At 71.6% G+C, this 24,432-nt stretch carries 23 protein-coding genes; 16 read left to right on the forward strand and 7 right to left on the reverse strand.

The annotated features are described in order from the left end of the window. Positions 1-82: 82 nt before the first annotated feature. Together ABZY57_RS19965 and ABZY57_RS19970 are read right to left on the reverse strand one after the other, a co-directional pair. A complete protein-coding gene (locus ABZY57_RS19965; protein WP_356513678.1) occupies positions 83-577 on the reverse strand; it encodes a DUF3515 domain-containing protein in 495 nt (164 codons plus the stop codon). Positions 578-600: 23 nt separating this feature from the next. After that, on the reverse strand, positions 601-834 hold the full coding sequence (locus ABZY57_RS19970; protein WP_112450218.1) for an Lrp/AsnC ligand binding domain-containing protein: 234 nt from the start codon (positions 832-834) through the stop codon (positions 601-603). 245 nt (positions 835-1,079) lie between these two features. On the opposite strand from ABZY57_RS19970, the gene ABZY57_RS19975 reads away from it, so the two are divergent. After that, entirely contained in the window at positions 1,080-2,063 is a 984-nt protein-coding gene (locus ABZY57_RS19975) for a thiamine-phosphate kinase (RefSeq protein ID WP_356513680.1), read from the forward strand. Next, positions 2,060-2,878, forward strand: coding sequence for a bifunctional hydroxymethylpyrimidine kinase/phosphomethylpyrimidine kinase (thiD, locus tag ABZY57_RS19980; RefSeq protein WP_356513682.1), 819 nt, complete (start codon positions 2,060-2,062; stop codon positions 2,876-2,878). The genes ABZY57_RS19975 and thiD overlap by 4 nt, the downstream gene beginning before the upstream one ends. A gap of 262 nt (positions 2,879-3,140) precedes the next feature. On the opposite strand, the gene rpmB is transcribed toward thiD, so the two are convergent. Then, a complete protein-coding gene (gene rpmB, locus ABZY57_RS19985) occupies positions 3,141-3,326 on the reverse strand; it encodes a 50S ribosomal protein L28 (protein ID WP_073911113.1) in 186 nt (61 codons plus the stop codon). Between the two features lie 243 nt (positions 3,327-3,569). Between rpmB and ABZY57_RS19990 the strand changes: the two genes are divergently transcribed. The 9 genes from ABZY57_RS19990 (at position 3,570) to mutM (ending at position 12,662) form a co-directional block, all read left to right on the forward strand. Then, positions 3,570-5,213 (forward strand): DAK2 domain-containing protein, encoded by a 1,644-nt coding sequence (locus ABZY57_RS19990; protein ID WP_356513684.1) that lies wholly within the window; start codon positions 3,570-3,572, stop codon positions 5,211-5,213. 26 nt (positions 5,214-5,239) lie between these two features. After that, the gene (recG, locus tag ABZY57_RS19995) at positions 5,240-7,462 is read left to right on the forward strand and encodes an ATP-dependent DNA helicase RecG (RefSeq protein WP_356513686.1); all 2,223 of its coding nucleotides are present in this window, start codon (positions 5,240-5,242) and stop codon (positions 7,460-7,462) included. Between the two features lie 61 nt (positions 7,463-7,523). Beyond that, the gene (gene rsmD / locus ABZY57_RS20000; protein WP_356513688.1) at positions 7,524-8,102 is read left to right on the forward strand and encodes a 16S rRNA (guanine(966)-N(2))-methyltransferase RsmD; all 579 of its coding nucleotides are present in this window, start codon (positions 7,524-7,526) and stop codon (positions 8,100-8,102) included. A gap of 29 nt (positions 8,103-8,131) precedes the next feature. Then, positions 8,132-8,611: a pantetheine-phosphate adenylyltransferase gene (coaD, locus tag ABZY57_RS20005; protein ID WP_243337845.1), complete on the forward strand. Its 480-nt coding sequence runs from the start codon at positions 8,132-8,134 to the stop codon at positions 8,609-8,611. A gap of 117 nt (positions 8,612-8,728) precedes the next feature. After that, positions 8,729-9,775, forward strand: a complete 1,047-nt coding sequence (locus ABZY57_RS20010; RefSeq protein ID WP_356513690.1) for a cell division initiation protein — start codon at positions 8,729-8,731, stop codon at positions 9,773-9,775. A 133-nt stretch (positions 9,776-9,908) separates the two neighbouring features. Continuing rightward, positions 9,909-10,574 (forward strand): DUF177 domain-containing protein, encoded by a 666-nt coding sequence (locus tag ABZY57_RS20015; RefSeq protein WP_266904102.1) that lies wholly within the window; start codon positions 9,909-9,911, stop codon positions 10,572-10,574. 2 nt (positions 10,575-10,576) lie between these two features. Further along, positions 10,577-10,750 (forward strand): 50S ribosomal protein L32, encoded by a 174-nt coding sequence (rpmF, locus tag ABZY57_RS20020; protein ID WP_003965982.1) that lies wholly within the window; start codon positions 10,577-10,579, stop codon positions 10,748-10,750. A gap of 19 nt (positions 10,751-10,769) precedes the next feature. Continuing rightward, a complete protein-coding gene (gene rnc, locus ABZY57_RS20025) occupies positions 10,770-11,603 on the forward strand; it encodes a ribonuclease III (protein WP_356513692.1) in 834 nt (277 codons plus the stop codon). 189 nt (positions 11,604-11,792) lie between these two features. Beyond that, on the forward strand, positions 11,793-12,662 hold the full coding sequence (mutM, locus tag ABZY57_RS20030) for a bifunctional DNA-formamidopyrimidine glycosylase/DNA-(apurinic or apyrimidinic site) lyase (RefSeq protein ID WP_356513694.1): 870 nt from the start codon (positions 11,793-11,795) through the stop codon (positions 12,660-12,662). Here mutM and ABZY57_RS20035 read toward each other — a convergent pair. Continuing rightward, entirely contained in the window at positions 12,617-13,057 is a 441-nt protein-coding gene (locus ABZY57_RS20035) for a helix-turn-helix domain-containing protein (RefSeq protein ID WP_356513696.1), read from the reverse strand. The genes mutM and ABZY57_RS20035 overlap by 46 nt on opposite strands. 131 nt (positions 13,058-13,188) lie before the next feature. Between ABZY57_RS20035 and ABZY57_RS20040 the strand changes: the two genes are divergently transcribed. Continuing rightward, positions 13,189-13,794, forward strand: a complete 606-nt coding sequence (locus ABZY57_RS20040) for a flavodoxin family protein (RefSeq protein WP_356513698.1) — start codon at positions 13,189-13,191, stop codon at positions 13,792-13,794. 124 nt (positions 13,795-13,918) lie between these two features. Here ABZY57_RS20040 and ABZY57_RS20045 read toward each other — a convergent pair whose 3' ends face one another. After that, positions 13,919-14,797 (reverse strand): CAP domain-containing protein, encoded by an 879-nt coding sequence (locus ABZY57_RS20045; RefSeq protein ID WP_356513700.1) that lies wholly within the window; start codon positions 14,795-14,797, stop codon positions 13,919-13,921. A gap of 147 nt (positions 14,798-14,944) precedes the next feature. On the opposite strand from ABZY57_RS20045, the gene ABZY57_RS20050 reads away from it, so the two are divergent. From ABZY57_RS20050 to ABZY57_RS20065, 4 genes are all read left to right on the forward strand, one after another. Beyond that, positions 14,945-15,226, forward strand: a complete 282-nt coding sequence (locus ABZY57_RS20050) for an acylphosphatase (protein WP_356513702.1) — start codon at positions 14,945-14,947, stop codon at positions 15,224-15,226. A gap of 366 nt (positions 15,227-15,592) precedes the next feature. Beyond that, a complete protein-coding gene (locus tag ABZY57_RS20055; protein WP_214947849.1) occupies positions 15,593-15,808 on the forward strand; it encodes a hypothetical protein in 216 nt (71 codons plus the stop codon). 249 nt (positions 15,809-16,057) lie between these two features. Then, a complete protein-coding gene (locus ABZY57_RS20060; RefSeq protein WP_356513704.1) occupies positions 16,058-20,044 on the forward strand; it encodes an AAA family ATPase in 3,987 nt (1,328 codons plus the stop codon). A gap of 237 nt (positions 20,045-20,281) precedes the next feature. Next, on the forward strand, positions 20,282-21,715 hold the full coding sequence (locus tag ABZY57_RS20065) for a sugar porter family MFS transporter (RefSeq protein WP_356513706.1): 1,434 nt from the start codon (positions 20,282-20,284) through the stop codon (positions 21,713-21,715). A 43-nt stretch (positions 21,716-21,758) separates the two neighbouring features. Here the strand turns inward: ABZY57_RS20065 and ABZY57_RS20070 are convergent, their stop codons facing one another. Both ABZY57_RS20070 and ABZY57_RS20075 read right to left on the reverse strand, forming a co-directional pair. Then, positions 21,759-22,745 (reverse strand): LLM class flavin-dependent oxidoreductase, encoded by a 987-nt coding sequence (locus tag ABZY57_RS20070; protein WP_356513708.1) that lies wholly within the window; start codon positions 22,743-22,745, stop codon positions 21,759-21,761. Between the two features lie 63 nt (positions 22,746-22,808). Further along, the gene (locus tag ABZY57_RS20075) at positions 22,809-24,260 is read right to left on the reverse strand and encodes a cytosine permease (protein WP_356513710.1); all 1,452 of its coding nucleotides are present in this window, start codon (positions 24,258-24,260) and stop codon (positions 22,809-22,811) included. Between the last annotated feature and the right edge of the window lie 172 nt (positions 24,261-24,432).

The following is a 24,432-nucleotide window of genomic DNA, read 5'->3' on the forward strand; positions in this document are numbered from 1 at the left end:
GGACCGCCCGCCGCCCCTCGCAGGAGGAGGGCGGCGGGCGGTCCTCGTCCGCGCGGGCGGGACCGGGCGGGTCACCGGAGGGTCAGGAAGAGGCGATGCCGACCGGAACGGTCTTGGCGATCGCGGCGGACAGGCCCACCAGCATCCCCGCATCCGTGGCATGCTCCTTGTCGACCAGGACCTCCGTGTACGCCATCCGCAGCCCGGTGGTGAACCGGACCCCGCCGTCGTCCAGCCGCTCCACGAGCCAGCCGACACCGTTCACCTCGATGCCGTCCTGCTTCGGATCCAGCATCTTCACGGGCTTGCCGACACCGCACCGCAGTACGATCGCCGAGCCGCCCCACGCGGCGGTCAGGTCGGACTTCGGAAGCGCCGGGGCCCGGTCCAGTGAGGCCACCGTTTCGGGGAGCTCCTTGTGCAGCGCCGCACAGAGGCCCGCGACATCGGCGGGCGGAGCGGACGGCGGCTCCACCCGGGCCTCGGAACCACCCGGGGAACAGCCCGCGACGGCCGCCGAGGCGGCCAGCGCGGTCAGTGCGGCGGGCAGAGAGAAGGGCCGGCGGTGTCGTGACATCACCGGCCAAGAGTAGACGGGGGCTACAGATGGACGACCGGGCAGGTCAAGGTGCGGGTGATCCCCTCCACCTGCTGGACCTTGGCCACGACCATGCGGCCGAGGTCGTCCACGGTGTCGGCCTGGGCGCGCACGATCACGTCGTACGGTCCGGTCACGTCCTCGGCCTGGATCACCCCCGCGATCTGCGCGATGGACTCGGCGACGAACGACGCCTTGCCCACCTCGGTCTGGATGAGGATGTACGCCTGTACCACGGAACCTCCAGGGCGGCCACGAGGATCATTTCCCCTACCCTTCGGGTGGGCCCGGGGATGACGGGTGGGCCCGGGGAAGAAGGGACGCCACGGTACCGCGTCGCCGAGCGCCGCGGGGAGACCCGCGGGTCCGGCTCCACGCACAGCGGGGCGTACGGAGAGCAGAAGTTGACGTATCTGTTGACGGTACCCAGAGCTGTGACGGCTCGCGACCGCAAGCGGACTGGGCAAGAAGGGGCACAGCGATGAAGGGCACTGTGGGCGAGCTGGGGGAGTTCGGGCTCATTCGGGAGCTCACCTCACGGCTCACCACCACCCCGGCGGTCCGGGTCGGCCCGGGTGACGACGCCGCGGTGGTGTCGGCCCCCGACCGGCGGGTCGTGGCGAGCACGGACATCCTGCTGGAGGGCAGGCACTTCCGGCGCGACTGGTCCACGGCCTACGACGTCGGCCGCAAGGCAGCCGCGCAGAACCTCGCCGACATCGCCGCCATGGGCGCGGTGCCGACCGCGCTGCTGCTCGGCCTCGTCGTCCCGGCCGAGCTGCCGGCCACCTGGCCCACCGAGCTGATGGACGGCATCCGCGACGAATGCCAGGTCGCCGGCGCCGCCGTGGTCGGCGGCGACGTGGTGCGCGGCGACATCATCACCGTGGCCATCACCGCGCTGGGCGATCTGCGCAACCACGAACCCGTGCTGCGCTCCGGCGCCCAGCCCGGCGACGTCGTGGCCGTGACCGGCTGGCTCGGCTGGTCCGCCGCCGGCTTCGCGGTGCTCTCGCGCGGCTTCCGGTCGCCGCGCGCCTTCGTGGAGGCCCACCGGCGCCCCGAACCGCCCTACCACGCGGGCCCCGCGGCCGCCGGACTCGGCGCCACCGCCATGACCGACGTCAGCGACGGCCTGATCGCGGACCTCGGGCACATCGCCGAGGCCAGCAAGGTGCGGATCGACCTGCGCTCGTCGGCCGTGGACATCCCGACGCAGATGCACGACATCGGGCAGGCCGTCGGCGTGGACCCGCTGCAGTGGGTCCTCACCGGGGGAGAGGACCACGCGATCGTCGCCACCTTCCCGCCGGACGTGAAGCTCCCGGCCCGCTGGAAGGTCATCGGCGAGGTCCAGAACCGCTCCGCGCTGCCCCAGGTGACCGTCGACGGAGCCCCCTGGGCCTCCACCGGCGGCTGGGACCACTTCGGCGGCGACACGGCCGCGGAGGACGTCCCGCGATGAGCGGTTCGCCCACGTCCCGCCCGCACCCGCCGCTGTGCCTGACCGTCGCCGGATCCGATTCCGGCGGCGGCGCGGGCATCCAGGCCGACCTCAAGGCGATGCTGGCCCTCGGCGTCCACGGGATGAGCGTGGTGACCGCTGTGACCGCGCAGAACTCGCTGGGCGTCAAAGGCGTCTGGGAACTGCCCGCGGAGGCCGTGAAGGGCCAGTACAGGGCCGTGGTGGACGACATCGGCGTCCAGGCCGTGAAGACGGGAATGCTGTCCTCCGCGGCCCTCGTGGAGACCGTGGCCGAGCTGATCGCCGCCACGGCCGCCCCGGCCGTCGTGGACCCGGTCGGCGTCTCCAAGCACGGGGACGCGCTCCTCGCCGCCACCGCGCTGGACGCCGTACGGGGAGAACTGCTGCCCCGGGCCACCGTGGCCACGCCGAACCTGGACGAGGTGACCCAGCTCACCGGAGTCGTCGTGGAGAGCGAGGACGACATGCGCCGGGCCGCCGACGCGGTCCTCGCATACGGGCCCGCGTGGGTGCTGATCAAGGGCGGCCACCTCGCCGCTCACGGGAACGAGGCCGTGGACTTCCTGACGGACGGCTCCGACGAGCGCTGGCTCCGGGCCCCCCGCCACGACAACCGCCACACCCACGGCACCGGCTGCACGCTCGCCAGCGCGATCGCGGCGGGCCTGGCAAAGGGCCGGACCGTCCCGGAGGCCGTCACCGAGGCCAAGGAGTACGTCACCGGAGCCATCGCCGCCGGGTTCGCACTGGGCGCGGGCATCGGGCCGGTGGACCACGCGTGGCGGTGGCGCTGAAGCGCCCGAGCCGCAGCGCCCGCAGCGAAGGCCCGTGCCGACGGCCCGGCCGAAACGCCCGTGCCGAAACGCCCGTGCCGAAACGCCCGTGCCGAAACGCCCGTGCCGAAACGCCTGCAGGGCCTGCTCCACCCCGTGGTCTCACGGGGTGGAGCAGGCCCTACAGGTTCGATCATGTTCGATCAGGCAAAGCAAGAGGCCGGCCCACCAGGTGGACCGGCCTTCTCAGCAACCGGAAAGGGCTGCGCTACGACGGAAGGCGTCAGCGCGAGACCTTGCCGGCCTTGATGCACGAGGTGCAGGCGTTGAGGCGCTTCGGCGTCCCATTGACCACGGCACGGACACGCTGGATGTTCGGGTTCCAGCGACGCGAGGTGCGGCGGTGCGAGTGGGAAATGCTGTTGCCGAAGCTCGGCCCCTTGGCGCAAACGTCGCAGTTGGCAGCCACAGGTCACTCCAAAGACTTCAGATGCACTTACAGTGAATCCCGGCGCACCGGTATCAGGGATCTGAAGTGGTTTGCCGGGGGGAATGGCCCGACTCTCATCGGGCAACCGGAGCAGCATACAACGACTGCCTCGGTCCAAGAAAACTACCATGTCCACGGCCACCCCCGCCCCGGGGTCCCGCCTGTCCGGCCGTCCTTCGTTACCCTGCGGTGAACCCCGGCCCGCACAAGGAGGAACGCCCGGTGGCGCACCAGCCTCAGCCGTACCCCCTGAACGCCGCAGCGGTACACGCCTGGAGCTCGCTGGCCCTGGCCGCACTGGGCCGGGCCCGCGAGGACATCGACGCGATCAACGTCTATCCCGTCGCCGACGCGGACACCGGCACCAACCTCTACCTGACCGCCGAATCGGCCGACCGCGAGCTCGGGGACCTCCTCGCCACCGTGACGGACGGCACAGCCGGAGCCTCCCTCCCCGAGGCCGTACGGGCCTTCGCGCACGGCGCCCTGATAGGCGCCCGGGGCAACTCCGGGACGATCCTCGCGCAGCTGCTGCGCGGCGTGGCCGACGTCCTGGGCGACGAGCCCGCCGGACGCGATCCCGCGCGACTGCTCGCACAGGCGCTGACCCGGGCCGCCGAGGAGGCGTACCGGGCCGTCGCGCACCCCGTCGAGGGCACCATGCTCACCGTCGCCACCGCCGCCGCCCGGGCCGCCGAGGCCGCCGCCAGGGCCGCCGAGACCGCTGCCGGCGTGGCCGGGGCCGCCTACGACGGAGCCCGCGCGGCCCTCGCCGAGACCCCGGGGCAGCTGGCCGTGCTGGGGCGGGCCGGGGTGGTCGACGCCGGGGGCTGCGGACTGGTCGCCGTGCTCGGGGCGCTGTGGCAGGCGCTGTCCGGCCGGGAGCCGGCCCCCGAGCCGGTACGCGGCCGGGCCGTGCCCGTACCGAGGCCGCCGGAGCCCTGCCCCGAGGAGCACGGCGGACCGGCCTACGAGGTGATCTACCTCCTGGAGGCCCCCGAGACCGAGGTCGACCGGCTGCGCACCCGGCTCGACGCCCTCGGCGACTCCCTCGTGGTGGTCGGCGGCGACGGGCTGTGGAACGTCCACGTCCACGTCGACGACCCCGGCGCGGCCGTCGAGGCCGCGGTGGTCGCCGGGCGGCCGTACCGGATCCGCATCACGCACTTCGGCGACGAACGCCGCCGGGCCCGCGGCGAGCGCTCCCAGCGCGCCGTCGTCACCGTGGTCCAGGGCGAGGGGCTGGCCGGGCTGTGCGGAGAGGCGGGCGCCACCACCCTGCTCGCCCGGCCCGGAGAACCGCCGGCCGTCGCCGAACTGGCCGACGCCATCCGCGAGGCGCACGCCCGCGAGGTCGTCCTGCTCCCGAACGGCGCCGAACTGCGCGCGGTCGCGGCAGCCGCCGCCCAGCAGGCTCGCGCCGAAGGCGTACGGGTCGCCGTGATCCCCACCCGCTCCGAGGTCCAGGGCCTGGCCGCACTCGCCGTGCACGACCCGGACGGCACCTTCGACGAGGACGTGGTCGCCATGACCGCGGCCGCCGGAGCCACCCGCTACGGCGAACTCGCCGTCGCCGAACGCCAGTCCTTCACCTCGGCCGGCATCTGCCAGGCCGGCGACGTGCTCGGGCTCATCGACGGGGACGTGGCCGTCATCGGCACCGGCCTGGCCGAGACCGCCGAGGCCGTCCTGGCCCGCATGCTCGGATCCGGCGGCGAACTCGTCACCCTGGTCCTGGGCCCCGACGCGCCCGGGGAACTCGCCGGACGGCTGGAGGCGTACGTCCAGCACGGCCACCTCGCCGTCGACACCGTCACCTATCAGGGCGGGCGCTGGTCCGCGCCGCTGCTCATCGGGGTGGAATAGCCGGGTTGTCAGCGCGATGGTGTGCAATGGAACACGTGCCCGCGCTCGACGAAGACCTCAAGAAGACCCTCGGCCCCGCCACCGCGAAGGTGCTGGCCGAGCAGCTCGGCCTGCACACGGCCCTGGACCTGCTCCACCACTACCCCCGGCGGTACGCGGAGCGCGGCGAGCTGACCTCGCTGGCCGAACTCGCCGACCAGATCGACGAACACGTCACGGTGGTCGCGCAGGTCGCCGACGCACGCCTGCTGACGTACCAGGGCAGCCGGGGCGGAGGAAAGCGCCTCGAAGTCACCATCACCGACGGCAGCGGACGGCTCCAGCTCGTCTTCTTCGGGTCGGGCGTCCACAAACCCCACAAGGAACTGCTGCCCGGCAGCCGCGCGATGTTCGCGGGCAAGGTCGGGATGTTCAACCACAAGCTCCAGCTCGCCCACCCCGCCTACGAGCCGCTCGGCGAGGACGCCTCCGACCGGGACGCGGCCGCCGCCTTCGCGAGCCAGCTCATCCCGATCTACCCGGCCTGCGCGAAGCTGGAGTCCTGGAAGATCGCCAAGTGCGTGGACGCGGTGCTGCCCAGGGCCCAGGAGGTCGTCGACCCGCTGCCCGGCGCCCTGCACGAGGACCGCGGACTGATCCCGCTCACCGAGGCGCTGCTGAAGATCCACCGCCCGGTCACCAAGGCCGACATCGAGGACGCCCGCGGGCGCCTCAAGTGGGACGAGGCCTTCGTCCTCCAGGTCGCCCTGGCCCGCCGCCGGCACGCCGACTCCCAGCTCCCGGCCGTACCGCGCCGCCCCACCCCGGGCGGCCTCCTCGAGAGCTTCGACGCCAAGCTCCCCTTCACCCTCACCGAGGGCCAGCAAGGCGTCTCGAAGGAGATCTTCGACGACCTCGCCACCGAACACCCCATGCACCGCCTCCTCCAGGGCGAGGTCGGAAGCGGGAAGACGATGGTGGCCCTGCGGGCCATGCTCGCCGTCGTCGACTCCGGCGGGCAGGCCGCCATGCTCGCCCCCACCGAGGTGCTCGCGCAGCAGCACCACCGGTCCATCACCGAGATGATGGGCGAGCTCGCCGAGGGGGGCATGCTCGGCGGCTCCGACCGGGGCACCAAAGTGGTGCTGCTGACCGGCTCGATGGGGATGCCCGCCCGACGCCAGGCCCTGCTCGACCTGATCACCGGCGAGGCCGGACTCGTGATCGGCACGCACGCGCTGATCGAGGACAAGGTGCAGTTCCACGACCTCGGCCTGGTCGTCGTCGACGAACAGCACCGCTTCGGCGTGGAACAGCGCGACGCCCTGCGTTCCAAGGGCAAGCAGCCCCCGCACCTGCTCGTCATGACCGCCACCCCGATCCCGCGCACGGTCGCCATGACCGTCTTCGGCGATCTGGAGACCTCCGTACTGGACCAGCTCCCCGCCGGCCGATCCCCGATCGCCACCCACGTGGTGCCCGCGAAGGACAAGCCGCACTTCCTGGCCCGGGCCTGGGAGAGGGTCCGCGAGGAAGTGGAGAACGGCCACCAGGCGTACGTGGTCTGCCCGCGCATCGGAGACGGCGAGGACGAGAACGGCAAGGGCGCCAAGGGCGGAAAGAAGAAGGCGGCGGCCGAGGACGACGGCGACAAGCGGCCCCCGCTCGCGGTGCTGGAGATCGCCGAGCAGCTCAGCCGGGGCCCCCTCGCCGGGCTGTCCGTCGAGGTGCTGCACGGGCGGATGGACCCCGCCGACAAGGACGACGTCATGCGCCGCTTCACCGCGGGCGAGGTCAAGGTCCTGGTCGCCACGACCGTCATCGAGGTCGGCGTGAACGTCCCGAACTCCACCGTCATGGTGATCATGGACGCGGACCGCTTCGGCGTCTCCCAGCTCCACCAGCTCCGCGGCCGCGTCGGCCGCGGCTCCGCCCCCGGACTGTGCCTGCTGGTCAGCGAGATGCACGAGGCCAGCCCCGCCCGCGCCCGGCTCGCGGCCGTCGCCGCCACCCTGGACGGCTTCGAGCTCTCCCGCGTCGACCTGGAGCAGCGCCGCGAGGGCGACGTGCTGGGCCAGGCCCAGTCCGGCGTGCGCTCCTCCCTGCGGATGCTCGCGGTCATCGAGGACGAGGAGGTCATCACCCAGGCCCGGGAGGAGGCCACCCGCGTGGTCGCCGCGGACCCCGAGCTCACGGAGCTGCCGGGCCTGCGGACCGCCCTGGACGCCCTGCTGGACACCGAGCGCGAGCAGTACCTGGAGAAGGGGTGACGGGCACGACCTATCGTTGAAGGCCTGCACCCCCTCCGCCCCGCTCACCGAAGGACCCCAGATGACCCGCGTGATCGCCGGAAGCGCCGGCGGGCGACGCCTCGCCGTACCGCCCGGCACCGGCACCCGCCCCACCTCGGACCGGATGCGCGAGGGCCTCTTCTCCACCTGGGAGTCGCTGCACGGAGTCGAGGGGGCCCGCGTCCTCGACCTCTACGCCGGTTCCGGCGCCGTCGGCCTGGAGGCGCTCTCCCGCGGCGCGGACCACGCGCTGCTGGTCGAGCCCGACGCCAAGGCCGCCAAGGCCATCCGCGACAACATCGCGTCGGTGGGCCTGCCCGGCGCCGAGTTCCGGTCCGGCCGGGCCGAGCAGATCGCGCACGGCGCCGCGCACGGGGACCCGTACGACATGGTCTTCCTGGACCCCCCGTACGAGGTCGAGCACACCGAACTGTGCGAGATCCTCCTCACACTCCGGTCCAATGGCTGGCTCACCGACGACGCGCTCGTCACCGTGGAGCGCAGGACCCGCAGCGGGGCCTTCCCGTGGCCGGACGGCTTCGAGCCGCTGCGCTCCAGGAAGTACGGCGAGGGCACCCTTTGGTACGGTCGCGCCGCTTCCATCAGCGAAGACTCATGAAGCCCGCACCCGGGAACGAGGGAATGCAGTTGCGCCGCGCCGTCTGTCCGGGGTCGTTCGACCCCATCACCAACGGACACCTCGACATCATCGGCAGGGCCTCGCGGCTCTACGACGTGGTCCACGTCGCCGTGATGATCAACCAGTCCAAGCAGGGACTCTTCACCGTCGAGGAGCGGATCGAGCTGATCCGCGAGGCGACCGCCGGCTACGGCAACATCGTGGTCGAGTCCTTCCACGGGCTCCTCGTCGACTTCTGCAAGCAGCGGGAGATCCCGGCCATCGTCAAGGGTCTGCGCGCCGTCAGCGACTTCGACTACGAGCTGCAGATGGCCCAGATGAACATGGGTCTGTCGGGCGTCGAGACGCTCTTCGTCCCGACCAACCCCACCTACAGCTTCCTGTCCTCCTCCCTGGTCAAGGAAGTGGCGGCCTGGGGCGGCGACGTGGCCCACCTGCTGCCCGCACACGTGCACGCCGCGCTGCTGGAGCGCCTGCCCCGGCGCTGAGCCCGGTCGCCGGCGCCCCTGACCCGACGTCAGTCGGTGTCGGCTCCCGGGCCGGTGGCCTTACAGTCGTCCCGTCCGTCTCGGGAACCGCCCGGGGCCGAGAGAGTGCGAGCACCCATGGACGTGCAGAAGAAGCTCGACGAGATCGTCGCGGCCGTCGGCAGCGCCCGGTCCATGCCCATGTCGGCCTCGTGCGTGATCAACCGCGCCGAGCTGCTCGCCCAGCTGGAAGAGGTGCGCAAGGCCCTGCCGGGCTCGCTCGCACAGGCCCAGGAGCTCATCGGGGGCCGGGAACAGATGGTCGAGGAGGCGCGCCGCGAGGCCGACCGGATCATCGAGTCGGCGCACGCCCAGCGCGGTTCGCTGATCTCCGACACCGAGGTCGCGCGGCGCTCCCAGGACGAGGCGGACCGGATCCTGGCGGAGGCCCGCCGCGAGGCGGACGAGGTCAAGGCCGAGGCCGACGACTACGTCGACAGCAAGCTCGCGAACTTCGAGGTCGTGCTCACCAAGACCATCGGCTCGGTGGACCGGGGCCGCGAGAAGCTGCTCGGCCGCGGGCCCGGACTGGACGACGAGGGCTACCCGGACGCCGAGGCGCCCGAGCGCAGCCACGACCCGGAGACGCAGCGCCGGCAGGCCGACGACTACGTGGACAGCAAGCTGGCCACCTTCGAAGCGGTGCTCTCCAAGACCCTGGAGGCCGTCGGCCGGGGCCGGCAGAAGCTCCTGGGCCGCGTGGCCACCGACGACCTCGGCGCGCACATGGCCGCCCAGGACGCGGCGGGGCACCAGCAGTCGCGCGCCTCCAGCGACGCGGACTTCCTGGCGGGTCTGGCCGAGCCGCAGGCGCCGGTGGCTCCGCAGGCCCCGCTGATCCCCGGGCAGTCGCAGCCCGAGCCGGTGTACGACGCGTACTCCTACCAGCAGCCGGTCCAGCAGGACGCCTATGCGTACCAGGACCCGTACGCCGGCTACCAGCAGGTTCAGCAGCCCGACCCGTACGCGGTCTCCTACGAGCAGCAGCAGCCCGACCCCTACGGCGGCTACCAGCAGCCCCAGCAGGGCACGCACGACCAGCAGGCCGCGCTCGACGAGACCAGCTTCTTCGACACGAGCATGATCAACCTGGACCAGCTGCGTCAGTACGAACAGGGCCGCTGAGCTCGCTCGGGACCAGGATTGGGCTCAGAGCGAAGCGGCGGGTATCCTGGCTGTTCGGTCGCGCGTATGCGCCGCGATCCATGCTGCCCTTGAGTGGCGGAAATCTTGATCTTCAGCAGTCTCCAGTGATTTTGTGAAAGCGGGAACAGCCCTGAACACCCACCTCGACCACCGCAACCCCCTCGTGTTCGACACGCACGAGCTGGGTCGGCGTCCTGGTGCCATGCTGCGGCTGTCCCGTGAGATCGCGGCGCCGGCGGACCTCGGTCTCGCCGGTGTCATCGGAGTGCCGGAAGGCAGTCGGCTGAACCTCAAGCTCCGCCTGGAGTCGGTCATGGAAGGGGTGCTTGTCACAGGCACCGCCCGTGGCTCGGCAACCGGGGAATGCGTAAGGTGTCTGGAGGCCGTCGAGTGTGAGCTCAAGGCGGACTTCCAGGAGATGTTCTCGTACCCTGACGCCGACGACCGGATCCGCTCCAAGGCGGAGCCGGCCGACGACGCCGAGGACGACGAGGACACGCTCTTTCTCGAGGACGGTTTGTTCGACCTCGAATCCGTGCTGCGCGATGTGGTGGTGCTCGCACTGCCGCTGCAGCCGGTGTGCCGGGAGGACTGTCTCGGACTGTGCCCCGATTGCGGGCTCAGCCTGAACGACGACCCGGACCACCACCATGACGCCGTCGACATCCGTTGGGCGGCATTGCAAGGACTCGTCACCGATCAGGGCGTCGAGAAGGACAATATGAGCGGCACTGCCTCCGACGGAGTTCAGAGCGCCGCCGAGAAGCAGGAGAAGTAGCCGTGGCTGTTCCGAAGCGGAAGATGTCGCGCAGCAACACGCGCCACCGCCGGTCGCAGTGGAAGGCTGCGGTCCCCACCCTGGTTTCGTGTGAGCGTTGCCAGGAGCCGAAGCTCCAGCACATTGCGTGCCCGAGCTGCGGCACCTACAACAAGCGCCAGGTCCTCGAGGTCTGAGCGGCTGGTGAGAGGCGCAATGTCTGAGCTGTCCAACGCTGAGAAGCAGGCAGTCAGTAACAACGCGGCCTCGTCCCACGTGCTTCTGGAAGGGCGGCTCGGGTATCGACTCGAGTCCGCCCTTCTGGTGCGTGCGCTGACCCACCGCTCGTACGCGTACGAGAACGGCGGTCTGCCCACCAACGAAAGGCTGGAGTTCCTCGGGGACTCCGTGCTGGGCCTGGTGGTCACGGACACGCTGTACACGACCCACCCCGACCTGCCGGAAGGCCAACTGGCCAAACTGCGGGCCGCGGTAGTCAACTCGCGCGCACTGGCGGAGGTCAGCCGCGGCCTCCAACTCGGCTCCTTCATCCGGCTCGGCCGGGGTGAAGAGGGCACGGGTGGCCGGGACAAGGCCTCCATCCTCGCCGACACCCTTGAAGCGGTGATCGGCGCGGTCTACCTCGATCAGGGCCTCGACGCGGCCTCGGAGCTGGTTCACCGGCTCTTCGACCCGCTCATCGAGAAGTCCTCGAACCTCGGTGCCGGCCTGGACTGGAAGACCAGTCTCCAGGAGCTCACGGCGGCCGAGGGCCTGGGCGTGCCGGAATACCTGGTCACCGAGACCGGCCCGGACCACGAGAAGACCTTCACCGCCGCCGCGCGCGTCGGTGGCGTCTCCTACGGCTCCGGTGTCGGACGCAGCAAGAAGGAAGCGGAACAGCAGGCGGCCGAGTCCGCGTGGCGGGGCATCAGCACCGCCGCGGGTTCCGCGGCCGGCGCCGCTCCGGCCGAGGTCCCGGCCGCGACCGGGGCTCCGGCCGAGGCCGACGGGGCGACGAGCCCCGCCGACCCGGCGTCGGACGCCTGACCCGTTCTTCCGGGAACTCCCGCCCCGCCACCTGCTCCGGCAGGTGGCGGGGCGGACCCGTTTCCGGGGCCGCGACCAGCCCCGCCGACGGGTCCGGGAAGGGCCCCGGGAAGGGTGGGGGACAAGCCCCGCAGGGCAGTCGGTACGCTCGCGGGAGAGAGTCCGATCCGAACCCTCCGGAGGAATACCGTGCCCGAGCTGCCCGAAGTCGAAGTGGTGCGGCGGGGGCTGGAGCGCTGGGTGGCCGGGCGGACCGTGGAGGCCGTCGAGGTCCTGCACCCGAGGGCCGTCCGTCGCCACGCGGGTGGCGGGGCGGACTTCGCGGCCCGGCTGCGCGGGGAGACCATCGGGGTGCCGCAGCGGCGCGGCAAGTACCTGTGGCTGCCGCTGGGGGAGCGTGAGCACTCCGTGCTCGGGCACCTCGGAATGAGCGGGCAGCTCCTCGTGCAGCCCGAGGGCGCCCCCGACGAGAAGCACCTGCGCATCCGGGTGCGGTTCGGGGACGACGCCGGGACCGAGCTGCGCTTCGTCGACCAGCGGACCTTCGGCGGGCTCTCGCTGCACCCCTGCGTCCCCGGGAGCCAGGACGGGCTGCCCGACGTCATCGCGCACATCGCGCGGGACCCCCTGGACCCGCTCTTCGACGAGGCGGCCTACCATCTGGCCCTGCGCGCCAAGCGCACCACGGTGAAGCGGGCGCTGCTCGACCAGTCGCTGATCAGCGGGGTCGGCAACATCTACGCGGACGAGTCCCTCTGGCGCGCCAAACTGCACTACGAGCGCCCCACGGCCACGCTCACGCGCCCCCGGAGCGCGGAACTCCTCGGCCATGTCCGGGACGTCATGAACGAGGCCCTCGCCGTCGGCGGCACCAGCTTCGACAGTCTCTACGTCAACGTCAACGGCGAGTCCGGCTACTTCGACCGTTCGCTCGACGCCTACGGGCGGGAGGACGAGCCCTGCCGGCGCTGCGGCACGCCGATGCGCCGCCGCCCCTGGATGAACCGGTCGAGCTACTTCTGCCCGCGCTGCCAGCGGCCTTCGCGCGTGGCGTCGTAGGCGGACCGGGAAGAGAGCACCGCGGGCATGCTGCCCTCCAGCAGCCCGATGAGCGCGTCCACGCGCTGCGCGACCTCCGCGCCGAAGGGGGTCAGCTCGTAGTCGACGCGGGGCGGGTTCGTCGGCTGTGCCTCACGGTTGACGATGCCGTCGCGTTCCAGCGCGTGCAGGGTCTGGGAGAGCATCTTCTCGCTGATACCGTCCACGCGCCGGCGCAGCTCGTTGAAGCGGCACGGCCCCTTGGACAGGGCACCGACCGTGAGGCTGCCCCAGCGACCCGTGACGTGTTCCAGCGTCTCGCGGGAGGGGCACGCACGAGCGAACACATCGAAGGCGTCGGAGGCCTGTTCGGGCGCGCCGTCGTGCCCGGCCTCGCCACACCCTGTCGTCTGCATGGTTTCAGCCTACTACTGGGCAGCGCCAGCCATCCAGGTTGCGCTTTCAAAAAGTTAGTGCTTTCCTCGAGGTAGTTACCACGCCGCACAACGCCGTGACCCCCCACGGCGTTTTCCGAGGGAGACCCGCCTTGTCTGCAACCACCTACACCCCCGTCGTCTCGATCGCCTACCACTCCGGCTACGGCCACACCGCCGTGATCGCCGAGGCCGTCAAGGCCGGCGCCCTCGAAGCCGGTGCGACCGTGCACCTGATCAAGGTCGACGAGATCGACGACGCGCAGTGGGAGCTCCTGACCGCGTCCGACGCGATCGTCTTCGGTGCTCCGACCTACATGGGCACCGCCTCCGGCGCCTTCCACGTCTTCGCCGAGGCCACCTCGAAGATCTGGTTCACGGGTGCCTGGCAGGACAAGGTCGCCGCGGGCTTCACCAACTCCGGCTCGAAGTCCGGCGACAAGGGCAACACCCTGGACTACTTCCAGACGCTGGCCTCCCAGCACGGCATGAGCTGGGTCAACCTGGGCCTGAAGCCGGGCTGGAACGCCAGCACCGCTTCCGAGAACGACCTCAACCGCCTCGGCTTCTTCGACGGCGCCGCCGCCCAGTCCAACAGTGACCAGGGTGCCGAGTTCGTCCACAAGGCCGACATCGCCACCGCCGAGCACCTCGGAGGCCGCGTCACCCAGCAGACCCGCATCCTGCTCGCCGGCCGCGCCGCCCTGGCCGCGGTCTGACCTACGGCCCGGGCGGCCGGGCGCTGTCCGTGCGGCAAGGGCGCGGTACGGAAAAGCGGGCGGGGGCACGGTCGGGCGCGGCGGATGTCGCCGCGCCCGACCGTGCCCCCGCCCGTTTGCGTTGCTAGAAGCCGAAGTCCTGGGTCCACCAGGGGCCGCCGGCGGCGTTGTACACGCCGACGCCCAGGGTGCGGAACTCGCAGTTGAGGATGTTGGCCTTGTGGCCCGGGCTGTTCATCCAGGCCTTCATCACGGCCGCCGCGTCGCCCTGGCCGCGGGCGATGTTCTCGCCGCCCATCCCCGATATGCCGGCCTTGGTGGCGCGGTCCCACGGGGTGTTGCCGTCGGGGTCGGTGTGGTCGAAGAAGCCCCGGACGGCCATGTCCTTGCTGAAGGCTCCGGCCAGCGTCGCCAGCGGCGGGTTCGCCCGGACCGGACCGCAGCCGGCCTGTGCCCGCTCCTGGTTCACCAGGGTGAGTACGGCGCTCTCCTCGGCGGAGTGGCCGGCCGAGGTGGGCGGGGCCACCGGGGCCACCGGGGCCGCGGGGGCGGAAGGCTTCGGCGGGGAAGGCTTCGGCTTCACCGGAGTCGGGGTGGGGCTCGCCTTCGGGGTCTTCGCCGGCTCCGTGGAGGGGGACGGGGAGGAGGAAGGGGAAGGGGAAGGGCTGGCCGACGGGGACGGCGAGGCGGAGGGGGTGGGGGAGGAGGAAGGGGTGCCCGCCCCGGCGGAAGCCCGGCCGGAGAGGTTGGCGAGGCCGCCCTGCTGCTCCAGCGCGCTCTCGGGGCTCGGCGAGGCCTGGGTCTTGGCGCCGGCCGTCCTCGTGTCGGAGCCCGCGGCCGTGACCCCTACGTAGGGGAAGGAGGAGCCGACCGGGACGACACCCGTGCCGACGGCTGCCGTGCCGAGGACGACGGCCACGGATGCGCCGAGCAGACCGCCTCGCAGGGCGGCGCGGCGCTTGCCGCCGGGGCGCGGCGCGGCGTGGAGTCGGTGGCGTCCCATCGCGGCTCACCTTCCTGGGGTTCGGGATCAGCTATTCAAGATCAACCTTTACTCACCCAAATGGGTGAGCTCATTGCTGCGCGACTGTACGCCATGGCAGCGGGGGGTGAGGTGACCCGGAATTGTTTGCCCGGTTAGCGTTCAGGCATGAATGAAGAGGTGCGGATGACCGCCTGGGTGCGCGGCCGTGTACAGGGAGTGGGCTTCCGCTGGTTCACCAGGGCCAACGCCATGGAGATCGGCGGACTGACCGGCTTCGCGCTCAACTTGGACGATGGGCGAGTACAGGTGGTGGCCGAAGGTCAACGTGAGAATTGCCACCGGCTCCTGGCGTGGCTGCACGGCGCCGACACGCCCGGGAGCGTGGACGGAGTGACAGAGATCTGGGGCACACCGCGCGGTGGCTACGACGGCTTCGCGATCCGGTGAGCGATCGACTGATCATGCACTGAACACATCGCCGGATGGTCCGCATGCGGTCGGAACTGCGCATTCATCGCTGAGACGTTGCCGACGTGGCGAATCCGTGGAAGGCTCGGAGACGAGGATGATCTCCACGCCCCTTGCGGGGGCCGGGATGCCCGCCGATACGGGGCGTGATCGTGTTGACCGTCAAACTTTTTGGTGAGACGCTGGAAGCCCCGCGCACCTGAGCTGTTTGGCAGTGCTGGCAGTACACAGTGTCAGCGAAAGATCGATGCAGTGACTGACAGTCGCTGCCGGACATCCGCGGGTGCGATTCCCTCACGACCCACACCGCTTCGGTCGGTCACTCAGTGTGGAGGACCATCCATCATGGCAAAGGCGCTTCTCGGTTACGTCGGCGGTTCCGACCCGCGACTCCTCGCCGAGATGCGACGGCTTCAGCAGCGCGTCCAGGACCTCGAGTCCGAGCTCGGACGAATCCAGTCCGAGAACGACGCTCTGAACGCGGCCGCCGCACAGCACGGAGACTCGTTGCTCGACGGCATCGACCTCGACGTACCCCAGGCGGAGCCTGCGCTCACCTGATCCGCGCTCCCTCGTCGCTCGATCAACAGAACCGCATGATCAACAGAACCGCATGATCTGCAGAACCGCATGATCTGCAAGGGACGCTTCGGCGTCCCTTCTTTCTTTCCGCTCTTTCCTTCCGCCTTTCCCACCTCGGACAAGGCCGCCGGGCGGCGTTGCGCCAGGTGGGGGGCCCATTCCTTTAACGTCTGATGTGCCCTTCACCTTCATGGGCGAAACCGAACGTGAAAGGTAGAGTCCGGCGGCGTGCACCTCAAGTCCCTGACCCTGCGTGGCTTCAAATCCTTCGCCTCCGCGACCACCCTGCGCTTCGAGCCGGGCATCACCTGTGTCGTGGGCCCCAACGGCTCCGGCAAGTCCAATGTGGTGGACGCGCTCTCCTGGGTCATGGGCGAACAAGGGGCCAAGTCCCTGCGCGGCGGGAAGATGGAAGACGTCATCTTCGCCGGCACGACCGGCCGCCCGCCGCTGGGCCGCGCCGAGGTCTCGCTCACCATCGACAACTCCGACGGCGCGCTGCCCATCGAGTACGCCGAGGTCACCATCACGCGGATCATGTTCCGCGGCGGCAGCAGCGAGTACCAGATCAACGGCGACACCTGCCGCCTCCTCGACATCCAGGAGCTGCTCTCCGACTCCGGCATCGGCCGCGAGATGCACGTCATCGTCGGACAGGGCCAGCTGGACTCGGTCCTGCACGCCGATCCGATGGGCCGCCGCGCCTTCATCGAGGAGGCGGCCGGCGTCCTGAAGCACCGCAAGCGCAAGGAGAAGGCGCTGCGGAAGCTGGACGCGATGCAGGCCAATCTCGCGCGCGTGCAGGACCTGGGCGACGAACTGCGGCGCCAGCTCAAGCCCCTGGGACGCCAGGCGGCCGTGGCCCGGCGCGCGGCGGTGATCCAGGCGGACCTGCGGGACGCACGGCTGCGGCTGCTCGCCGACGACCTCGTGACGCTCAAGGGCGCGCTCGACGCGGAGCTCGCGGACGAGGCGGCGCTGAAGGAGCGCAAGGAGGCGGCCGAGGCGCAGCTCGCGGTGGCGGTGCGGCGGGAATCCGAACTGGAGGAAGCCGTACGCGAACTCGCGCCACGGCTCCAGCGGGCACAGCAGACCTGGTACGAGCTGTCGCAGCTCGCCGAACGGGTGCGCGGGACGGTGTCGCTGGCGGACGCCCGGGTCACCTCCGCCTCCGCGCCGGCCGAGGAGGAGCGGCAGGGCCGGGACCCGGAGGAGATGGAGAGGGAGGCCGCGCGGATCCGCGAGCAGGAGGCGGAGCTGACGGCCGCGCGGGAAGCGGCCGCTCGGGCGCTGGAGGACACGGTCGCCCACCGGGCCGAGCTGGAGCGCTCACTGGCCGACGAGGAACGGCGGCTACGGGACGTGGCGCGGGCCATCGCCGACCGGCGCGAGGCGCTGGCGCGGTTGACGGGCCGGCTCGGCGCGGCCCGCTCCCGTGCGGGCGCCGCCCAGGCGGAGATCGACCGGCTGGTCGTGGCGCGGGACGGGGCGCGGGCGCGGGCGGAGGAGGCGCGCGAGGAGTACGAGGCGCTGGCGGAGGAGGTCGGGGAGGAGGAGTCCCCGGCGGAGCCTTCTGCTGCGGGATCCGGATCCGGATCCGGCTCCGCCTCGGGGCCCGGGGAGTACGAGGCGGCGCGGGCCGAGCTGGCGGCGGCGGAGGCCGGACTCGGTGAGGCCCGGGACGCGTTGGCGGCGGCGGAGCGTTCGCGGGCGGCGGTCTCGGCGCGGCGGGACGCCCTGGCGATGGGGCTGCGCCGCAAGGACGGTACGGCGGAACTGCTCGCTGCCCGGCTGGAGGGGCTGCTGGGGCCGGCGGCCCAGCGGTTGTCCGTGACCCCGGGGTACGAGGTCGCGGTGGCGGCGGCGCTGGGGGCGGCGGCGGACGCGGTGGCCGTCACGTCGACGGCGGCGGCGGCCGGTGCGATCCGGTACCTGCGGGACGGGGAGGCGGGGAGAGCTGCGTTCCTGATCGCTCCGGGCGCGGTCGCCTCCGGCGGTTCGGTGGTGGGCGGCGGGGTCCCGGGCCAGGGCCTGGGCCCGGACGCGGGTCCGGCCGGTGCCGCGGCTGCGACACCTGCCTCGGCGCATTCCCCGGCTCAGGCCCCGGCTCAGGCGCAGGATTCGGGCCAGGCCGTGCCCTCGGATTCGGGTCCGGACGCGGCTCGGGACTCGGGTCCGGGAGCCGGTGTCGGCCTCGGGGGCCAGGAGCGGGGCGCCGGCGGCGGGGCTGTCGGCGGGGGCGCGGCGGCGTTGGTTTTCCCCCATCCCGCCCCTTCCCGAAACCCGGCCTCCGCCCCGGACCCCGCGCCTCGAACGCCGGCGAGGCTGAGTGCCCCGGCCCCGGCGGCTTCCGCTGGCGGCGGTCCCTTGGTCGCGCCGGGGGTGGCGGTCGGTGGGGCTCCGGTGCGGGCTTCGGGGTGCGGGGAGTCGGCGGTCGATGCTGCGGGGCTCGTGCAGGGGGACGCCGAGGTGGTGCGGGCCGCGGCGTGGGTGTTGCGGGACTTCGTGGTGGTCGGGGGGCTCGACGAGGCCGAGGCGCTCGTTGCCGCGCGGCCCGAGCTGATCGCCGTGACCGCCGAGGGCGACGTGCTCGGGGCGCACCTCGCGCACGGTGGGTCCGCCGGGGTGCCGAGCCTGATCGAGGTGCAGGCCGCCGTCGACGAGGCTGCTGCGGAGCTGGCCCGGCTGGACGGCCGGTGCCTGGTGCTGGCCGGTGAGAAGACGGCCGCGGATGCGCGCCGGGTGGCGGCCGGGGCCCGGGTCGAGGAGCTCGGGGAGCTCCGGCGGGCCGCCGAGCGGGCCCGGGCCGGGGTCGCGCAGCAGCTCGGGCGGCTCGCCGGGCAGGCGAAGGGGGCCCTGGGCGAAGCCGAGCGCGCCGCCTCGGCCGCAGCCACGGCGCAGGACGCGCTGGAGCAGGCGCTGGCCGACGTGGAGGAGTGCGCGGAACGGCTCGCCGTTGCCGAGGAGATGCCGGCGGACGAGGAGCCGGACACCTCGCGCAGGGACCGGCTCGCGGCCGACGGGGCGAACGCGCGGCAGACCGAGATGGAGGCCCGGCTGCAGCTCAGGACCCACGAGGAGCGGGTGAAGGGGCTGGCGGGCCGGGCCGATTCGCTCGATCGCGGGGCCAGGGCCGAGCGGGAGGCCCGGGCCAGGGCCGAGCGCCGGCGGGAACGGCTGCGGTACGAGGCGCGGGTGGCCGCGGCCGTCGCGGCCGGAGCCCGCCAGCTGCTCGCGCACATCGAGGTGTCGCTGACCCGCGCCGTGGGGGAGCGCACGTCGGCCGAGTACGCGAAGGGTGTGCGCGAGCGCGAGCTCGACGAGGCCCGGGGTCTGGGCCGCGGCCTGAAGGGCGAGCTCGACAAGCTCACGGACTCCGTGCACCGCGGCGAGGTGCTCGGCGCCGAGAAGCGCATGCGGATCGAGCAGGTGGAGAGCCGCGCCCTGGAGGAGTTCGGGATGGCGGCCCAGGCGCTCGTCGCCGAGTACGGGCCCGACCAGCCGGTGCAGCCGAGCCCGTCCGCGGACGGGGAGGCCCCGGATCCGGACGCCGGGCCGGAGCCCTTCGTGCGCGCCCGGCAGGAGAAGCGGCTGAAGGCGGCCGAGCGGGCCTACCAGCAGCTCGGCAAGGTCAATCCGCTGGCGCTGGAGGAGTTCGCGGCGCTGGAAGAGCGGCACAAGTTCCTGAGCGAGCAGCTGGAGGACCTGCGTAAGACCAGAGCCGACCTCCTTCAGGTCGTGAAGGAGGTCGACGAGCGGGTCGAGCAGGTCTTCACGGAGGCCTACCGGGACACGGCCCGTCAGTTCGAGGGGGTGTTCTCGCGACTGTTCCCCGGCGGCGAGGGACGGCTGATCCTGACGGATCCGGACAACATGCTCACCACGGGCGTCGACGTCGAGGCCCGGCCGCCGGGCAAGAAGGTCAAGCGGCTGTCGCTGCTCTCGGGCGGCGAGCGTTCGCTGACCGCCGTGGCCCTGCTGGTCTCCATCTTCAAGGCGCGGCCCAGCCCCTTCTACGTGATGGACGAGGTCGAGGCCGCGCTCGACGACACCAACCTCCAGCGGCTGATCCGGATCATGGAGGAGCTGCAGGAGAGCTCACAGCTGATCGTGATCACGCACCAGAAGCGGACCATGGAGGTCGCCGACGCGCTCTACGGCGTCTCGATGCAGGGTGACGGGGTGTCGAAGGTCATCAGCCAGCGGCTCCGTTGACCTCCTCCGGTGACACGCGTCAGGCCCACTTCTTTCAAGAAGTGAACCTCGGTTCCTCCTCGTTTTGCGCCAATGGCCGAAAGATGGCGACCCACCCCCCTCTTGACTTCAAGAAATGAACACATAGGCTCGCTCCCGCTGTATCCCTTCCGGTGGTGCCCGATCTTGACCTGTGCGCAACTGGAAGGAACTACCCCCACCCGCCCGTCACCGCGTCCGGGCACGCAGGAGCAGACCTTGACCAGCAGCACAGCGCGGGCCTCGGCCTCGGGCGGTGGCCCGGCGTCGCACCCCGACCACCTCGGGCACGTCATCTTCATCGCCGCTGCCGCCGCCATGGGCGGATTCCTCTTCGGCTACGACAGCTCCGTCATCAACGGCGCGGTCGTCGCCATCCGGGACCGCTTCGACGTCGGGCCCGCCACCCTCGCCCAGGTGATCGCCGCCGCGCTGATCGGCTGCGCCTTCGGCGCCGCCACGGCCGGCCGCATCGCCGACCGGATCGGCCGTATCCGCTGCATGCAGATCGCGGCCGTCCTCTTCACGGCGAGCGCCATCGGCTCGGCCCTGCCCTTCGCCCTGTGGGACCTGGCGATGTGGCGGGTCGTCGGCGGCTTCGGCATCGGCATGGCCTCGGTCATCGGCCCGGCCTACATCGCCGAGGTCTCCCCACCCGCGTACCGCGGCCGGCTCGCCTCCTTCCAGCAGGCCGCGATCGTCATCGGCATCGCCGTCTCCCAGCTCGTCAACTGGGGGATCCTCAACCTCGCCGACGGTGACCAGCGCGGCAAGATCGGCGGGCTGGAAGCCTGGCAGTGGATGCTCGGCGTGATGGTGGTCCCCGCCGTGCTCTACGGGCTGATGTCCTTCGTGATCCCGGAGTCCCCGCGCTTCCTGATCTCCGTCGGCCGCAATGCCGAGGCCCGGAAGGTGCTCACCGAGGTCGAGGGCGAGCACATCGACCTCGACGGCCGCGTCGCGGACATCGAGCACGCCATGCGCTCCGAGCACAAGTCCACCTTCAAGGACCTGCTCGGCGGCAAGGCGGGCTTCCTGCCCATCGTCTGGACCGGCATCGGCCTGTCGCTCTTCCAGCAGCTCGTCGGCATCAACGTGATCTTCTACTACAGCTCCTCGCTGTGGCAGTCGGTCGGCATCGACCCGAGCGCCTCGTTCCTGTACTCCTTCGAGACCTCGGTCGTGAACATCGTCGGCACGGTGATCGCGATGATCTTCGTGGACCGGATCGGCCGCAAGCCGCTCGCCCTCATCGGCTCCACCGGCATGGCGATCTCGCTGGGGCTGGCCGCCTGGGCCTTCTCCTACACGTCCGGCACCGGCGACGACATCGCACTGCCCCACGCCCAGGGCATCGTGGCCCTGGTCGCCGCCAACTGCTTCGTCCTCTTCTTCGCGCTGTCCTGGGGCGTGGTCGTCTGGGTGCTGCTCGGGGAGATGTTCCCCGGCCGGATCCGCGCCGCCGCGCTCGGCGTGGCCGCCGCCGCCCAGTGGATCGCGAACTGGGTCATCACGGTGTCGTTCCCGAGCCTGTCGGCCTGGAACCTGTCCGGCGCCTACGTCATCTACACGGTCTTCGCCGTGCTCTCGATTCCGTTCGTCCTCAAATGGGTGCCGGAGACCAAGGGCAAGGCGTTGGAGGAGATGGGCTGACCACCCCCGCCAACGGCCCCTCTCCTCTCAGAGCTGCCCCGTCTCAGTCCTTGAGGCGGGGCAGCACCTGTTCGCACAGCAGCTGCAGGCTCCGCCAGCCCTCGTCGACGGGCATCCCGCCGCACAGCGGGTGCAGCACCAGGTTCCCGGCCTCGCCGGCGCCGCGGGCGTACGCGACCGCCTCGTCCGGGGTCAGGATGCGGTACACGCCCTCGGCGCGCAGCTCCGCCACCGTGTGCGCGCCCGACCGTACGGCGCTGCGGATGTCCTTGGACTGCCAGGAGGCGTACATCCCGGCCTCGTGGAGGAACCGCTCGCCGTACTGGTCCCACGCCCGGTCCGGGTCCTCCGCGATGTGCAGCAGCGGGGTCTCGGCCGCCGGCATCATGCAGAAGCCCTCCGTGCCGTACTCCGCGAGCTTCGCGTTGTAGTAGGCCTCCAGTTCGGGCAGGTGCGCGCTCGGGAAGAACGGCAGCCCCAGGCGGGCCGCCCGGCGGGCCGCCGCCTCCGAGCTGCCGCCGACCAGGAGCAGCGGGTGCGGCTGGGTGAACGGCCGCGGGGTGACCCGTACGGTACGGCCGCGGAACTCGAACGGCTCGCCGGTCCAGGCCTTCAGCAGCGTCTCCAGCAGCTCGTCCTGGAGCTTGCCGCGCCGGCCCCACTCGACGCCGTGCTGCTCGTACTCCTCGGGCCGGTAGCCGATCCCGGCCACCGTGACGAGGCGGCCGCCGCTGAGCAGGTCGAGGACCGCGATGTCCTCGGCCACCTTCAGCGGGTCGTACAGCGGGCCGATGATCGCCGAGACGGTGACCGCGATCCGGCGGGTGGCGCCGAAGACCGCGCCCGCGAAGGCGAAGGGCGAGGGCAGCCAGTTGTTGTCGGTGCCGTGGTGCTCCTCGGTCTGGATGGTGTCGATCCCGCGGTCGTCCGCGTACGTCGCCATCTCCAGCGCGGCCTTGTAGCGGGCGGAGAGGGTTTCCGGGGTGCCGTTCGGATCGATGAGGTTGAACCGGGCCACGGTGATGGGCATGGAGAAGTCCCCCTTCGCCGGAGGTGGGTGGGCGGGCGAAGGGGGACGTTAGCTGACGTGACGTCAGTTGGACAGGGATCCGGCGGGGACCCGCTCGCCCGCCGCGCCCTCTGGGGCCTCCGCGGCCCTGGGGGCCGCCGGGGTGCGCGGCAAGGCCGCGTACAGCACGGCCGAGGTGACGATGCCCGCCGCCCAGCCCAGGCCGTTGAGCCCGATCCAGGTGGTGGCCAGCGGGCCGCTGAACCAGTCGACCTTGGTGAACAGCAGGCCCACCACCAGGGCCAGGCCCCAGGCGGTCATGGCCTGCCAGGCGAAACCGCCCCGGTACCAGTAGGCGCTGGTGCGCGTGGTGTCCAGCAGCGCGGCCCCGTCGTAGGACGTGCGGCGCAGCATGTCCACCCCGAAGACGCCGATCCACGCCGCGAAGGCCACGGCCAGCAGGGTCAGGAAGGAGATGAACGAACCGAAGAAGCTGGTCGCGACCACCATCAGCAGGAAGCCGAAGACCAGGCTGATGACGGCGTTGACGCTGACCGCCGCCGCGCGCGGGACCTTGATGCCGAGGGTCTGGGCGGTGAAGCCCGCCGAGTACATGGACATCGAGTTGATGAGCAGCATGCCGACGAGCGCGATCAGCAGGTACGGGACCGCGATCCAGGTCGGCAGCAGTTCGCCGATGAAGGACACCGGGTCCTGCGCGGTGGCCAGGTCGGGAGTGGCGACGGCCATCACCGCGCCCATGAGCACCATCGGGATCACGACGACGGCCGCGCCGCCGATGGTCGCGCCGACCATGCCCCTGGCGGAGGCGGTACGGGGCAGGTAGCGGGTGAAGTCCGGGCCGGAGGGGACCCAGCTGATGCCGCCGGCCGCGATGGTGCCGATGCCCGCGATCATCATCGCGGTGGAGCCTGCGGGCTTGGCGAAGACGGCGGACCAGTCGGTCTCGGCGATCAGGTAGCCCAGCACGAGCACGCTGAAGGCGCCGAAGAGGTACGTGGACCACTTGGAGCAGACGCGCAGCGCGTTGATGCCGAGGCCGGAGACCAGGAAGGTGCATCCGACGAAGAAGAGCAGCGTGACGACGATCAGCGCGGTGTTCTTCTTGATCCCGAAGAGCAGGTCGAGGACGGTCAGGACGGCGTAGGCGCCGCTGACCGCGTTGATGGTCTCCCAGCCCCAGCGGGCGACCCAGATCAGGGCGCCGGGGAAGAGGTTGCCGCGCTGGCCGAAGACGGCCCGGGAGAGCGCCATGCCGGGGGCGCCGCCGCGCTTGCCCGCGATGGATATGAGTCCGACGATCCCGTAGGAGACGACCGGCGCGGCGATCGCGACGATCAGCACCTGCCAGATGTTCAGCCCGTTGAAGATCACGAGACCGGCACCCATGGTCAGCAGCAGCACGCTGATGTTGGCGGCGACCCAGGTCGGGACGAGCTCGCGGACCCGTCCGCGGCGCTCGGCGTCCGGGACGGGCTCCAGGCCGCGCGACTCGACGGCGGTCTCGGCAGACATAGGTGTACTCCGTGGGGGGAGGCGGGGCGTGGGGAATTGCTCATCATCGTAGATTCGCCACAAAAAGTACAAATAGAGGCTTACTGCCCTGTGTGATGCCCCAGGAGTCATGGGTTGGCGCGGCCCACCGCATGGGCCGCTCCGACCCAGGGGCGCCCAGCGCCGAGCGCGC

Source organism: Streptomyces sp. NPDC006450, assembly GCF_040612195.1.
GTDB lineage: Bacteria > Actinomycetota > Actinomycetes > Streptomycetales > Streptomycetaceae > Streptomyces.